The organism is uncultured Polaribacter sp., assembly GCF_947500975.1.
Classification (GTDB): domain Bacteria; phylum Bacteroidota; class Bacteroidia; order Flavobacteriales; family Flavobacteriaceae; genus Polaribacter.
Genome location: NZ_CANMUE010000008.1, coordinates 149,675 through 164,996 on the forward strand (window position 1 = coordinate 149,675; position 15,322 = coordinate 164,996).

At 28.1% G+C, this 15,322-nt stretch carries 9 protein-coding genes; 1 reads left to right on the forward strand and 8 read right to left on the reverse strand.

The window, feature by feature from the left end:
• Positions 1–13: 13 nt before the first annotated feature.
• The gene (locus Q0733_RS10430) at positions 14–2,722 is read right to left on the reverse strand and encodes a TonB-dependent receptor (RefSeq protein WP_298782156.1); all 2,709 of its coding nucleotides are present in this window, start codon (positions 2,720–2,722) and stop codon (positions 14–16) included.
• 333 nt (positions 2,723–3,055) lie between these two features.
• On the opposite strand from Q0733_RS10430, the gene Q0733_RS10435 reads away from it, so the two are divergent.
• Positions 3,056–5,308 (forward strand): inorganic phosphate transporter, encoded by a 2,253-nt coding sequence (locus Q0733_RS10435; RefSeq protein ID WP_298782157.1) that lies wholly within the window; start codon positions 3,056–3,058, stop codon positions 5,306–5,308.
• A 56-nt stretch (positions 5,309–5,364) separates the two neighbouring features.
• Here Q0733_RS10435 and Q0733_RS10440 read toward each other — a convergent pair whose 3' ends face one another.
• The 7 genes from Q0733_RS10440 to ileS all read right to left on the reverse strand — a co-directional run bounded on the left by Q0733_RS10440 (position 5,365) and on the right by ileS (position 15,250).
• Positions 5,365–7,563, reverse strand: a complete 2,199-nt coding sequence (locus tag Q0733_RS10440) for a patatin-like phospholipase family protein (protein ID WP_298782158.1) — start codon at positions 7,561–7,563, stop codon at positions 5,365–5,367.
• Positions 7,553–9,358 carry an excinuclease ABC subunit UvrC gene (uvrC, locus tag Q0733_RS10445; protein WP_298782159.1) on the reverse strand — a complete coding sequence of 602 codons (1,806 nt, stop codon included), beginning with the start codon at positions 9,356–9,358 and terminating at the stop codon, positions 7,553–7,555. Before uvrC ends, Q0733_RS10440 begins: the two co-directional genes overlap by 11 nt.
• Before the next feature lie 75 nt (positions 9,359–9,433).
• Positions 9,434–10,030, reverse strand: a complete 597-nt coding sequence (locus Q0733_RS10450; RefSeq protein ID WP_298782160.1) for a DUF4230 domain-containing protein — start codon at positions 10,028–10,030, stop codon at positions 9,434–9,436.
• A 55-nt stretch (positions 10,031–10,085) separates the two neighbouring features.
• Positions 10,086–10,727 (reverse strand): lipoprotein signal peptidase, encoded by a 642-nt coding sequence (locus tag Q0733_RS10455; RefSeq protein ID WP_298782161.1) that lies wholly within the window; start codon positions 10,725–10,727, stop codon positions 10,086–10,088.
• Between the two features lie 44 nt (positions 10,728–10,771).
• Entirely contained in the window at positions 10,772–11,416 is a 645-nt protein-coding gene (locus Q0733_RS10460) for a hypothetical protein (RefSeq protein ID WP_298782162.1), read from the reverse strand.
• A gap of 47 nt (positions 11,417–11,463) precedes the next feature.
• The gene (locus Q0733_RS10465) at positions 11,464–11,841 is read right to left on the reverse strand and encodes a TraR/DksA C4-type zinc finger protein (protein ID WP_298782164.1); all 378 of its coding nucleotides are present in this window, start codon (positions 11,839–11,841) and stop codon (positions 11,464–11,466) included.
• 4 nt (positions 11,842–11,845) lie between these two features.
• Positions 11,846–15,250: an isoleucine--tRNA ligase gene (gene ileS / locus Q0733_RS10470; RefSeq protein ID WP_298782165.1), complete on the reverse strand. Its 3,405-nt coding sequence runs from the start codon at positions 15,248–15,250 to the stop codon at positions 11,846–11,848.
• Between the last annotated feature and the right edge of the window lie 72 nt (positions 15,251–15,322).

Below are 15,322 nucleotides of genomic sequence, written 5' to 3' on the forward strand. Positions count from 1 at the left end.
AAACGATTAAAACTTAGAAATTATAAGAAAATCCTAAACTTAGATTAACACCTTTTTTATAATTACTTAATACTACATTATTCTCCCCATTAAAACCAACTCTTGACAATTGAAAATCTGGATTTAATAAGTTGGTAGCTTTTAATTTTATGCTGTAATTTTTATTAAAATTATAAGAAGAAACCAAATCTAAAGTTGCTATTCCTTTTTCTAAAACATTTTCAAAACCTCTAGTACCAATAGAATAAACTCTTTCACTGAAATAGTTAAAAACTAATGATGAAATAAAAGTATTGTTATTGTATTTTTTGTTGATAGAAATATCTGCATTCATTAAAAAAGGGGTTGCGCCTTCTAAATCACTTGTTGTATTTGTAAACTGAGCAACAGAGTTTTCATCTAAATTAACATTAGAAACCAAAACAGAAGTATTTAGCCCTCCAGTAATTTTTAAATCTTTATCTTCAATTTCGTATAGATTTTTTCTTGCTTCAAGCTCAAATCCATAAACACTAGCATCATTACCAACATTTAAATATGTTAATGTATTTCCTCCAGAAGGAATCTCACTTCTTGCAATTGGGTTTTGAATATACTTGTAAAAACCAGTAAGTGTTATTAATTCTGATGAAGAAAAATAATATTCATATTTTGCATCAAAATTATAATTATCGGAAGGTTTTAAATCTGGATTTCCTTGAGATGAAAAACTTATATCTTGATATTTAAATGGTGCTGTTTCTTTAAATTGAGGAAATGTATAAGTCTGGCTTCCTGCAATTCTAAAAATACTATTTTCATTAAAATTATATTTTACATTAAAACTTGGTAAAACATAAGTTCTATCTAAATTAGAAACGCCATCAACAGTAGATTGCGCAATATTAGTATTATAAGTAACTCTTTGTTGAATTTTTTCGAATCTTGCACCTAAAGAGGCTACCAAATTATCATTTAATTGGTAAACTACATTACCAAAAGCACCAAATATTTGTCTTTTACCTCTATAAGTAAAAGGAATAAAAGCATTAGGATTACTTGCATTACCTCTTCCTGTTTCTAGTTCAAAAATATTAGTATCAATTGATGATTGATTAAAAATTAAATCTGGATTATCAATATCAATGGCAAACCTGCTTGAAAAATCATGATTAAAAATAGTTGCAGAAAACAAACGTTCTGTATATCTGTAATCTCCTCCAAATTCTACAATACTAATATCATCTTCATCATCATTTAATTTGTATGATAACTTTACTTTTGAGGCATAATCATTTTCTTCAAGTTTAGAAAAATAACGTTCGTTTTCTCCAGCAGAACTTGTTTGCGGACTGTAATAATCATCTCTAAATAGATATTTATTAGTTCTTCTGTCCGGCTCATTACCTCTAATAAAATTTAAAGATCCTTTAGCTTCTAAATTTAAACGTTCAGAAAATTTATAATTAGTGATTAATTGATTCACATACAACTCATTATTATTAGTTTGTTGCCTTCTTTGAAACTCTAAATCTCCATCTTGCTCAGGATTATTAAACCCTAAATAGTCTCCAATAGATTGTTTGTTCTTATGAATAAATAAATGATTAAATATAATATTATGCCCTTCCTCAAACTTGTAACGCAAATTAGCCATTAACATTTGAGAAACATTATATTCATACTTTGAAAAAGTTTGATTCTGAAAAACATCACCAGAACTTGTTGTTTGCTTGATGGTACCATCTAAAAAATTATATTTTCCGTCAAAGCCACCAATTACAAAAATGCTTAAAACATCTTGTCCAATGTCATATTTTTTTCCTTTAGCAAAAGAAAAACTGTTGTTTAGTTGTAAATTTTGATTTCTAGGATTCCAAGAATTATCAAAAGAATATTGTGTTAAATCATTTACAGGAATTCCTATATTTTGTGTGCCAAATCTATTTGTACCATCTATTGTTAAAAACTCTTTAGAAATTGTTTGTGTATTTGCACCAAGAGAAACACTTAAATTTAATAAGTTTTTTTTAACCAACTCTTTAGAAACAATATTGATATTTGCACCACCAACATCGCCATTTAAATCGGATGTAAAAACTTTATTTACTTCAATATTTTTAATAATCCCTGTATCAAAAAAATCTAAAGAAATATTTTTATACTCAGGGTCTTCTGATGGTAAAGGCAAACCATTTAAAGTGGTAGAATTATATCTATCTCCTAAACCTCTAACAACAACGTTTTTAGAACTCTTAGACACACCAGCTGTTTTGGTTACGGCACCCTCTGCATCTGACACTCCTTTTATTGCTAGTTCTTGCGCTCCAATAGTAGTTTTAATTGAAACTGCTTTCTTCTGTTCTAATAATAATGCACTTAATTTCTCTTTACTTGTTGTTGCCTTAATAACAATATCATCTAAAGCCACACCTTCTTCTGCAGACATTACTTGATTGATAGTTAATGTTTTACCTGCAATAATTGTAATTGATTTTTCTACAGATTTATAACCTAAAAAACTAAAAATCACCGTATGACTTCCTTCTTCTATTTTTAAATTATAAATACCATCAAAATCAGTTGTTGTTCCAATTGATGTTCCTTTCAATATTACGTTTGCAAATGGTAAAGGATCATTATTAGATTCTTTATCTGTTAATATTCCTTTTAAAGTCCCTTTGCTTTGCGCTACTATAAGTTGACACATTAAAAGTAAAGTAATGTATAAAATTTTTTTCATTTTTTATTTCTATTTAACACCGCAAAAGTCTACTAACTTTGTAAACATTATGTTAGCTGTAAATTACGTTTGCGTTACGGAAACATTACCTAAATGTTAAATAAAAATAATTCTTAACCTTATTTTAATTTTCAGTAAATAATAAAAAGAAATTTATTTAAAAATCAGAAGATTAGATCTAATATTAAATTTTAAAAAAAGATTTTAAAACAACCCAGTTGCTTTATATTTTACATATTTGTATGCATTTTTAATGAGTATTAATATAACGTAAACATAACATTCGTAATTTTTTATGTTGTAAATTTGCAAGACCTAATTTAATAGAACAAAATGGGAGATCCATATATTTTAATGTTAGTCGCTTTAGCTGTTTTAGCTATTGTAGACTTAGTTGTAGGAGTTAGTAATGATGCTGTAAATTTTTTAAATTCGGCCATTGGCTCAAAAGCAATATCAGTAAAAAATATTATGATGATTGCTAGTTTAGGTGTGTTCTTTGGGGCAATAACTTCTAGCGGTATGATGGAAGTTGCACGTAAAGGAATTTTTAATCCTAATATGTTTATGTTCCAAGACATTATGTTCATTTTTATGGCAGTAATGATTACCGATATTTTGTTGTTAGACATCTTTAATTCTTTAGGTATGCCAACCTCAACAACAGTTTCTATTGTTTTTGAACTGTTAGGGGCTGCGGTTTGTATTTCTTTAATTAAAATATCTGCAAATGACGCTCATTCAATTTCAGATATTTGGAATTATATCAACCATAAAAAAGCAATCCAAATTATAAACGGAATACTTCTTTCAGTTGCTGTTGCATTCTCCGTAGGAGCAATAGTACAGTTTATTTCAAGGTTAATTTATTCTTTTAATTTTGAAAAAAGAGCCACTTATATTAACGCATTATTTGGTGGTTTTGCAATTACTGCAATTACTTATTTTATTATAATTAAAGGAATGAAAGGAACTCCTTTTTATAGTGATGTAAAACATTTAATTGAAGGAAACACTTTGTTAATTATTGCAGGAAGTTTTGTTGCTTGGTCTTTAATTTCTCAAATTTTAATAAAAGCATTTAAAATAAATATTTTAAAATTAATTATTGGAGTTGGTACATTTTCTTTAGCAATGGCATTCTCTGGAAACGATTTAGTAAACTTTGTTGGAGTACCAATTGCGGCTTGGAATTCTTACCAAGCTTGGGAAGCTTCTGGAATTGCAGCTGATGCTTTTTCTATGGAAATTTTAGCAGAAAAAGTACCATCAAATGTATGGTTGTTATTATTGGCTGGTGGAATTATGGTAGTTACTTTATGGACTTCTAGCAAGGCTCAAAACGTTATAAAAACTGGTATCGATTTATCTAGGCAAGGAGAAGGTCATGAAAAATTTCAACCCAATCAATTATCAAGAGTTGTTGTTAGAGCTGCAATGGGTATTAATACCGGAATTAGCTACATAATTCCTAAATCTACCTTAGCCTTTATCGATTCTAAATTTCAAAAACCTATTATAAAATTGCCTAAAGATAAAACATACGAACTACCAGCTTTTGATTTAATTAGAGCATCAGTTAACTTAATTGTTGCTGGTATTTTAATCTCAATAGCTACCTCTATGAAACTACCATTATCTACCACATATGTAACTTTTATGGTTGCCATGGGTACATCTTTAGCAGATAGAGCTTGGGGTAGAGAAAGTGCGGTTTATAGAGTTGCTGGTGTAATTAATGTTGTTGGAGGTTGGTTTTTAACTGCAATTACTGCATTTTTAGCAGCTGCTGTAATTGCTTATTTAATTAGTTGGCATATGGTTATGATTCCTGTGTTATTAATAGTAGTTGCACTTTTAATTGGAAGAAATACTTTAGTTCATAGAAAAAAATCTAAAGAAGTAAAAAAACAAGAATATATAGAAAGAGCAGATTTAATAACAATTAATGGAGTTATTGAAGAAAGTGCTGATCATATTTCTATAGTAGCAACTCGTGTAAATAAATTGTATACAAATGTTGTAAACGATTTAGCAAATCATGATTTAAATAAACTACGTAAAACGGATAAACACGTAGCAAAATTAAATGATGAAATAGATGGACTTAAAGATGGTGTTTTCTATTTTATTAAATCTTTAGATGAAACCTCTGTACAAGCAAGTAAGTTTTATATAGAAGTATTAGGATATTTACAAGATGCTGCGCAATCTATTAGTTATATTTCTAGAGCTAGTTATAAACACGTAAATAACAATCATAAAAACTTAAAGAAAGGCCAGTTAAAAGATTTAAAAGCAATTGACAACAAATTATCTTCTTTACTAATTAAAATAAGTAATATATTCCAAAATAGAACTTTTGATGATTTAGATGCTGTTTTAATTGAAAAGAAAGAGTTATTATTAGATGTATCTGAATCTATTGAAAAACAAGTTGCAAGAATTAGAACTGATGAAACGAGCCCTAAAAATACAACTTTATACTTTAGTGTTTTATTAGAAACAAAAGATTTAATTACTGCTTTAATGAGCTTATTACAAATCTATGAAGAGTTTCATTTAACTACTAAACAAGCAAAATAAAAATATATTATATAAAAAGTAAAAGCCAGTGAATTAATTTTCATTGGCTTTTTTTATTAGAACCAAAAACCTAAATTAAACAACCAATAATGTTGGTTAATATCTGGTGTCCAACTATATTTTATTTCAATAGGGCCAAAAAAAGTATTATAACTATAACCTAATGCGTATCCAGATTTTACATCCTTAAAAATATCAATATCTTTAAAAACATTATCTTCTAATCGCCCATAATTGGCAATAAACATTGCATAATGTTTTTCACCAAAATTATACCTAAAATTAAACTCAGACTTTATAAAAGAATTATTAGAAAGCTCTGCAAAATCATATCCATAAAAAGAAACAAAAGTATTAATGTAGTTTTTATTATATCCTCCTAGATAAAAATCAAAAATATCTGAGGAACGACTATTTAAAGTAAAACCTGCTTCATTTGTCATTTGAAACGTAAATTTATTATTAATAGAAGTTGCAAAACCAAAAGTTCCTTTTGCTTGAGCAAAACTATTAAAATCATTATGATAATCTGATGACAACAAATACCATTTAAAATTTAAATCTGCAAAATACCCTTTTGTAGGAAAATATTTTTGATTGTAAGTGTCTAACTTTAAATATCCAAATGCATTAAGATAATTACTATTATCTATAACTGTTTTTTGGTTATCTATACTTATTGTTTCTGTACTTGCAAGTAAGTGTTTATTTTCTATTCCTAAACCAATAGCAAACTTTCGGTCAAAAGTAGTTTGTATAAAAAATTGATTAGTAATATCAGTATATTTTAAATTTATACTGCTAATACTTGGATTTTGAGACACAATAGAATTGAACTTAGAATTTGCTCTAAAGTGATTATAGTTAGATCTAAAACCATAACTTAAATAAAAACCATTATCTACAAAATAGTTTAAATTATATCTTAAATTATCACCTAAAATAACATCTAAAGAAAATACATCATTATTAACAAAAAGGTGTTTTTGACTATAATTGGCTAATAAACCAGACCTATATAAAATATCATAATGCATACCTAAACTTAAAGTAGCATTTGCTTTAGATTCAAAAACATCTAAATTCAAACTATAAGAATTATCTTCTCTTTTAAGAAGATTATACTCTATTTTAGAGTAATTTTTTGTTGCTGATAACAAGTTAATTCTTTCAGAAATTTCTTGTCTTGATAAACTATCGTTTACTTTTATTTTTAATTTACCAAGAACATAAGCTCTTGTATAATCTTTAATTCCAGTTAAATTAATTTTAGTAATTAATTTTTTCTCTTTATTAATTTGTAGTGGTTTTCTTTTCTTTTTAACAATTTGTTTTGCAGCAATTTCTTTAAAAATTTCTTTAAATTCTTTAGCTTTTTTATTTCCTATTTCTAAAATCTGATCTTTTTTATCAAAATCAACCACATTATATTCAAAAATACCTGGATGGATATAAACATCTAATTTTGCTTTTTCTGCCTTACTTTTATTATACATTTGATAACTAACTATCTGATTTAAAATAGTTATTGCAGAATTTAATTTATCTTTTTCAAACAGTCTTCCTTCTACATCTACACCAATAACAATATCAATTCCCTTAGATTTCATTATACTAACAGGAAAATTATTTGCAACTCCACCATCTACCAATAATTTACCATCTAAAGCAACAGGGTTTAATAATGTTGGAAAAGAACTACTACTTCTTAAAGCCATTGGAAGAGAACCATTTTCTAGCAACACTTCTCCACCAGTTTCTACATCTGTAGCAATACAATAAAAAGGAGTTGGAAGTTTAGAAAAATCAGAATTATTTTGAGTAGAATCTAATAATTCATATAAAAAATTGAGCACACTTTGCCCTTTAGAAACCGCTTTTGGCAAACCAATTTTACCTTTATTTACTGGCAAAGTAATTGCTGATTTTTCGGCAAATTCTTTTTCAAAAAAAGTTGATGTACTTCTAGGTAATTGATCTCTTAGTAACTCTATAAAATTGGTATTTTTTATAATATCTTCAATTTGAACTCCAGAATAACCAACAGCATATAAACCACCAATTACAGCCCCCATACTTGTTCCGCCAATATAATCTAATTGTATTCCTGCTTTGTCAATTTCTTTTAAAACTCCAACATGTGCAAAACCTTTAGCTCCACCTCCACTTAAAACCAAACCAACTTTAGGTTGTTCTTGCTGACCAAAAACAATCAATGGCAGTATAAAAATTATAAGTAGTAATTTATTTTTCATTTTCTTTTTTTGGATGAAAATACAAATGTACTTTCATAGCTCGTGCATTTCCAATTGTCGCTTTTAAATCTTCAAAAGAGGCTTCTTTTACACGTTTAGCGGACTTAAATTTACGTAATAAAGTTGTAATTGTCTGTTTACCAACATCAGGAATTTGCTCTAGCTCAGATTGAATGGCGCTTTTACTACGTTTATTTCTATGAAATGTAATACCAAATCTATGTGCTTCGTTTCTTAAATACTGGGTAATTTTTAAAGTTTCAGACTTTTTATCTAAATATAAAGGAATTGGATCACCTGGATAATAAATTTCTTCCAAACGTTTTGCAATTCCGATAATAGCAATTTTACCACGCAAACCTAAAGCATCTAAACTTTTTAAGCCTGAAGACAATTGTCCTTTTCCACCATCAACAATAATTAATTGCGGCAAAGGTTCATCTTCATCCAACAAACGCTTATATCTTCGGTATACAACTTCTTCCATTGATGCAAAATCATCTGGACCTACTACAGTTTTTATATTATAATGTCTGTAATCTTTTTTACTTGGTTTACCGTCTTTAAAAACTACACAAGCAGCTACAGGGTTTGTACCTTGTATATTAGAATTATCAAAACACTCAATATGCCTTGGTTCTTCTTTTAGTCGCAAATCTTTTTTCATTTGCGTCATAATTCTTTTTACATGTCTATCCGGATCTACAATTTTTATCTGTTTAAATTGTTCCATTCTAAAATACTTAGAATTTCTTTCAGATAGCTCTACAATACGTTTTTTATCGCCTAATTTAGGCACTGTAACTTTTATACCTTCGCCAATATTTACTTTAAAAGGAACATAAATTTCTGGAGATATTGAGTTAAAACGTTGCCTTATTTCAACAATAAAAAGCTCTAATAACTCTTTATCAGTTTCATCTAATTTTTTCTTTATTTCTGTGGTATGAGATTGAATAATAGATCCGTTAGAAATCTTTAAAAAATTTGCATAACCATGTGTTTCATCAGAAATAATAGAAAACACATCTACATTATTTATTGATGGATTTATAATGGTTGATTTTGATTGATAATTGCTCAATAAATCTAATTTTTCTTTGATTTTTTGCGCTTCTTCAAATTCCATTTTCTCAGCATAAACATACATCATACTTTGAAATTTTTCTAAACTTTCTTTAAAATTACCTTTGATAATGTTTCTAATTTCTTTGATAGAATCATTGTAGTGCTTTTCTGTTTCTAAGGCTTCACAAGCACCTTTACAGTTTTTTAAGTGATATTCTAAACAAACTTTATATTTACCGTCGTTAATGTTTTTTTGGCTTAAATCAAACTTACAAGTTCTTAAAGGGTATAACTCTTTTATTAAATCTAATAAAACCCTAACTGTTTTTACAGAAGTATAAGGACCAAAATATTCTGAACCATCTTTGATAACTCTTCTGGTCATAAAAATTCTTGGAAAACGCTCTTTTTTAATACACAACCAAGGATAACTTTTATCGTCTTTTAATAAAACATTATACCTAGGTTTGTATTTTTTAATAAGATTATTTTCTAATAATAGAGCATCAGTTTCAGTATTTACAACAATGTGTTTTATGTTAACAATCTTTTTTACAAGAATTCTGGTTTTACCATTTTCATGGTTTTTATTAAAGTAAGAAACTACTCTTTTTTTTAAATTCTTGGCTTTACCAACATAAATAATTACATCTTCTTTATCAAAATATTGATAAACTCCAGGAGAATCTGGTAATGTTTTTAATTGAAGTTCTAAATTGGCTGACATAGAAACGAATTTAGTCCTTTTCTTGAAAAGGTACTAAAAACGTTGGTTAAAAAATCATCTTTTTTTAAGATGAATTTAATCTTTAAAACGATTCAAAAAAGAGGATTTTGTATTATCCACTACCTCCCAACCATAAATAGCTGATAATTGATAAATTTTAGAAATCTCTTCAAAAAAACGAGTTTTTGCTGTAGTTTTTAGGTTGATTAATTCAATGGTTTCTTTAATTTTTTCAATGCTTTTTTCATTAATTTTATTCAGTTCCTTTTTAGAAAAAGAATTAAACTGGCTTTGTTGTAAATCGAAATATTTTACATTGGGAGAAATGTTTACTTCTTCATCAGGAATTTTATTAATGTAAATTTTTTTCCCTAAAGAATCTATCTGAATATCTAATTTAGACAAATCATAACCCACCTCTACTTTTGCATTTACAGAAATTATTGCTTGTTTATCAAAAGAAACGTAATCATAAAAATATTTTTTAGAATCTTTATAATTATAAATTTCCGAAAAATCACCACTAGAAACAACCAGTTTACTTAGGTTTTTAATAGAATTTACAACAACTTTAATTTCCTCACTTTTTTGGTGTCTATCGTTTTTTTGATACCATAGTTTAGCAATAAAAAAGCCAATAAAAAAAACAAGTATATATTTAAAAATACGCATTTTTATAAAAATGAGGTTATAATAAAGTTAACAAGTTAATAAAAAAAATACGATATTATTCTATATCTTTTTGTTCAGAAAAATCTTGTACTTTCTTTTCTTCTTTTGGAAAAGCTTGTTTGTTAAAAATAAAAAGCAATGAAACACCAATAAATATAAAAGAATCTGCTGGGTTAAATATATATTGAAAAAATGTAAATAAATCTCCGCCAACAAAAGGAATCCATTCTGGTAAATTACCTGTCCAAATAGGAAAATAAAACATATCTACAACTTTACCATATAGTAATTCTCCATAAGGTTCATCAGCAAAAAGTGTGGCTACTTTATGGTTAGAATCATCAAAAATAACCCCGTAAAAAAGAGAATCTATAATATTACCAACTGCTCCAGAAAAAATTAAAGAAATACCAATAATTACAGCATTGTGTACTTTACTCTTAATCATGCCAATAAGCCAATATATAATTGCAGAAACCGCAATCAGTCTAAATAAGGTTAAAAAAAGTTTTCCGCTCTTTCCACCAAACTCAAAACCCATGGCCATTCCGTTATTCTCTACAAAATGGATTCTAAACCAATCAAAAATTACAAAGTCTTCACCTAAAGTAAAATGAGTTTTTACATATATTTTAATAATTTGATCTAAAGCGATTGTTATTAATATAGTAAGAATTGCAAGATTCTTTTTTGACATTTTTTCTAAATTTTATGCTCACAAAAATAACAATATTATTGTGTTTATTGGGTAGTTAAGAAAATATTAGCTTTTATAGAGTTTATAGTGAAGTTTTTCTCTTTTTTTGATCCTATCTTTTGATATTTTTTCTCATAAAAAACATCATCAACTTTAATTTTTCCAATATTAGAAGTTACCTTAATTTCGGATTTTTTTACATTTGCATAAACATTACCAGCATATAATTTTACATCTACAGAAGCTTGTACATCGTTTAGTTTTAAAATCCCTTTTTCAATAAAAACAGTTAAATTTCCTTGATAACTTTTAGACTCTATATTAATGTTTTCTCCAAAAACAGTAATGTTTTTCCCTTCAGGAATTTTTATAACTGCATGGGCTCTTTCTAACCTTTCAGTAATAAATTTTCTAAAAATAGTTTCATTATTTTGAATTTTATTTAGTTTAAATTCAATATCAATTACTTTATTTTTTGTATCAAAAAAAATATGTTGCATGTTAGGATTTTCTGCAAACAACGTAATTTCTATAAAATTTGTGGTTGAATTTTCAATTATAAAATCATCTAAACCATTGGTAAAAATATTTATTTCCTTGGCATTTGTTTCAATTTTTTGAACTGCTTTTTTCTGTGAAAAAATCGCAGTATAAATACCTAAAAATAATATTATAAGTGTTTTTTTCATAAAAAAAGCTTCTATAAAAGAAGCCTTGTTTTAGTTGTTTAAGAAACTTATTGTTTTCTCTTAGCCTCAATACTTAAAGTAGCATGAGGTACTAATTTTAAACGTTCTTTTTGAATTAATTTACCTGTAACTCTACAAACACCATAAGTTCCGTTTTCTATACGTAACAAAGCATTTTTAAGGTCTCTAATAAATTTTTCTTGTCTAATTGCTAGCTGTACATTCTTCTCTTTGTTCATTACTTCAGAACCTTCGTCAAAAGATTTAAATGAAGCAGATGTATCATCTGTACCATTATCCGAATCATTTTTATAGGCTGCTTGTAATAAAGCTAAATCTTCTTCTGCTCTTGCAATTTTTTTGTTTATAATTTCTTTAAACTCGTTTAAATCTTCTTCAGAAAATTTAATTTTAACATTTGACATAATGCTATATTTTTTCAATTAATATTTTGCTTTTTATCTCATCAAACTCAATATCTGTACCATTTTGTAAATTATCTACAAAAACCAATTCATTGGTTAATGTTTCGCTCATAATATACGCCTTGTTTTCAATGATAGATTGCTGTAAATTTTGATGATTTAAAACCGTTAACTTAATTCTATCTGTTACTTCTAAACCAGTGTCTTTACGTGCATTTTGAATTCTGTTTACCAGTTCTCTAGCAACACCTTCTTTACGTAAATCTTCAGTAATAGTAACATCTAAAGCAACTGTTAAAGCACCTTCATTTGCAACTAACCAACCCTCTATATCTTTTGAAGAGATTTCTACATCTTCGAGCCCTAAATTTATATTATTTCCATTAATTTCTATAGAAATGTTTTTATCTTTTTCTATTTTGTTAATATCTTCTTGCGTAAATTTTTGAACCTCAGCTGCAACAAAACGCATGTCTTTTCCAAATTTTGGTCCTAAAGCTTTAAAATTAGGTTTAATTTGTTTGATTAAAATATCTGAAGCGTCTTCTAAAATCTGAACTTCCTTAATGTTTACCTCATGTTTAATCAAATCTGCAACTGCTAAAATTTCTTCCTTTTGCTGCTCATTATCAACAGGTATCATTATTTTTTGTAATGGTTGACGCACTTTAATTTTTTCTTTTGCTCTTAATGATAAAACTAAAGATGATATTATTTGTGCATTTTCCATTTTACGCTCTAAACTCTTATCAATAAAACTTTCGTCAAAAACAGGAAAATCTGATAGGTGAATACTTTCTGATGCTTCCTTTTTTGTAACCGAGTTTAAATCTTGATACAATTTATCCATAAAAAATGGTGCAATTGGCGAAGCTAACTTTGCAATTGTAACCATACAGGTATATAATGTTTGATATGCAGAAATTTTATCTGTTTGATAATCTCCTTTCCAAAAACGTCTTCTACTTAAACGCACATACCAGTTACTTAAATAATCTTGTGTAAAATCTGATATTGCTCTAGCAGCTCTTGTTGGCTCGTATTCTGCATAAAACTTATCAACTTTATTGATTAAAGTATGTAATTCTGATAAAATCCATCTGTCTATTTCTGGTCTTTCATTTATAGCAATATCTGCTTCAGCATAAGAAAAACCATCAATATTTGTATATAAAGAGAAGAACGAATACGTGTTATAAAGTGTTCCAAAAAACTTACGTTTCACCTCTTCAATTCCTTCTAAATCAAATTTTAAATTATCCCAAGGATTTGCATTCGAAATCATATACCAACGTGTTGCATCTGCACCATAAGTTGATAATGTTGTAAACGGATCTGTAGCGTTTCCTAAACGTTTAGACATTTTATGTCCGTTTTTGTCTAAAACTAAACCGTTAGAAACTACATTTTTATAAGCAACAGAATCAAACACCATTGTTGCAATTGCATGTAATGTATAAAACCAACCACGTGTTTGATCTACTCCTTCAGCAATAAAATCTGCAGGAAAAGATTCGTTTCCATCAATTTTGTTCTTATTTTCAAAAGGGTAATGCCATTGTGCATAAGGCATAGAACCAGAATCAAACCAAACATCAATTAAATCACTTTCACGTTTCATTGGTTGCCCTGTTGATGAAACAAGTACAATTTCATCCACAATGTTTTTATGTAAATCTATTTTTGCATAGTTTTCTTCTGAGTTGTTACCAACTTCAAAATCTTCAAAAATATCTTTTGCTAAAATGCCTGCTTTAACAGCTTTTGCCATTTCGCTTTTTAATTCTTCCACAGAACCAATACATATTTCTTCTTTACCGTCTTCTGTTCTCCAGATTGGTAATGGAATTCCCCAATAACGAGAACGAGATAAATTCCAATCATTTGCATTTGCTAACCAGTTTCCAAAACGACCTGTTCCTGTAGATTCTGGTTTCCAGTTGATTGTTTTATTTAACGAATGCATTTTGTCTTTAACATCCGTTACTTTAATAAACCAAGAATCTAATGGGTAATATAAAATTGGCTTGTCTGTTCTCCAACAATTTGGATAACTGTGTTTGTATTTTTCAACTTTAAAAGCCTTGTTTTCGGTTTTTAATTTGATGGCAATCTCTACATCTACAGATTTCTCTGGTGCTTCTCCATCAGCATAATATTCATTTTTTACATATTTACCTGCAAACTCAGTTACTTCTGGTCTAAATTTCCCTTGTAAATCTACTAACGGAACTAAATTATCGTTCTCATCTTTTACCAATAATGGCGGAATTTCTGGAGTTGCTTGTTTGGCAACTAGAGCATCATCTGCACCAAAAGTAGGAGCTGTATGCACAATTCCTGTTCCGTCTTCTGTAGTCACAAAATCACCTGCAATTACTCTAAAAGCATTTTGTTTATTTTCAAATTTACAACCGTAATCTAAAATTTGCTCGTATTTTATACCTACTAAATCTGTTCCTTTACATTCTTCACAAATTAAAAAAGGAATCTTTTTATCTTCTTTAGAATATGCTGAAAGTTCTGCAACATCTTCGGTTTGTTTGTACTTTTTATCAAATTGTTTACTAACTAAATTCTTAGCTAAAATAACATGAACAGGCTCAAAAGTATATTGATTATAAGTTGCAACAACAACATAATCAATCTTTGGGCCAACAGTTAATGCGGTATTACTTGGCAATGTCCAAGGTGTGGTTGTCCAAGCAATAAAGTTTAAATGATCGTATTTTTTTAAGAAATCTGGTAATGAATTTTCTATCGCCTTAAACTGCGCAACAATTGTTGTGTCTGTTACATCTTGATACGTTCCTGGTTGATTTAATTCATGAGAACTTAAACCTGTACCAGCTTTAGGCGAATAAGGCTGAATAGTGTAGCCTTTATAAATTAATTCTTTGTTGTATATCTGTTTTAATAACCACCAAACAGACTCCATATATTTAGGTTCGTAAGTAATATATGGATCGTCCATATCTACCCAATACCCCATTTTTTGGGTTAAATCGTTCCAAATATCTGTGTAACGCATTACTGCTTTTCTACAAGCTGCGTTGTAATCTTCTACCGAAATTTTCTTTCCAATATCTTCTTTGGTAATTCCTAATTCTTTTTCTACACCTAATTCAATAGGTAAACCATGCGTATCCCAACCAGCTTTACGCTTTACTTGGTAACCTTTCATCGTTTTGTATCGTGGAAAAATATCTTTAATTGCGCGTGCTAACACATGGTGAACCCCTGGAAGTCCGTTTGCAGAAGGTGGTCCTTCAAAAAATACAAATGGTTCTTTGCCTTCTCTTGTTGATACACTTTTTTCGAAGATGTTGTTTTCTTGCCAATAATTAAGAATTTCTTCTGCAACTTTTGGTAAGTCAAGTCCTTTATATTCAGGAAATTTCGCTTTCATTTTATCTCTTTTCTGATAAGAATGCGAAATTAAGGATTTTCTAGTAATTCTATTTGTTTAGAGCAAAAATAT

Excerpts from the sequence above, each read along its gene's own strand:
- uvrC (WP_298782159.1), bottom strand. The coding sequence starts at position 9,358 with ATGTCAGCCAATTTAGAACTTCAATTAAAAACATTACCAGATTCTCCT.
- Q0733_RS10435 (WP_298782157.1), top strand. The coding sequence starts at position 3,056 with ATGGGAGATCCATATATTTTAATGTTAGTCGCTTTAGCTGTTTTAGCT.
- Q0733_RS10460 (WP_298782162.1), bottom strand. The coding sequence starts at position 11,416 with ATGAAAAAAACACTTATAATATTATTTTTAGGTATTTATACTGCGATT.
- ileS (WP_298782165.1), bottom strand. The coding sequence starts at position 15,250 with ATGAAAGCGAAATTTCCTGAATATAAAGGACTTGACTTACCAAAAGTT.
- Q0733_RS10440 (WP_298782158.1), bottom strand. The coding sequence starts at position 7,563 with ATGAAAAATAAATTACTACTTATAATTTTTATACTGCCATTGATTGTT.
- Q0733_RS10450 (WP_298782160.1), bottom strand. The coding sequence starts at position 10,030 with ATGCGTATTTTTAAATATATACTTGTTTTTTTTATTGGCTTTTTTATT.
- Q0733_RS10465 (WP_298782164.1), bottom strand. The coding sequence starts at position 11,841 with ATGTCAAATGTTAAAATTAAATTTTCTGAAGAAGATTTAAACGAGTTT.
- Q0733_RS10430 (WP_298782156.1), bottom strand. The coding sequence starts at position 2,722 with ATGAAAAAAATTTTATACATTACTTTACTTTTAATGTGTCAACTTATA.
- Q0733_RS10455 (WP_298782161.1), bottom strand. The coding sequence starts at position 10,727 with ATGTCAAAAAAGAATCTTGCAATTCTTACTATATTAATAACAATCGCT.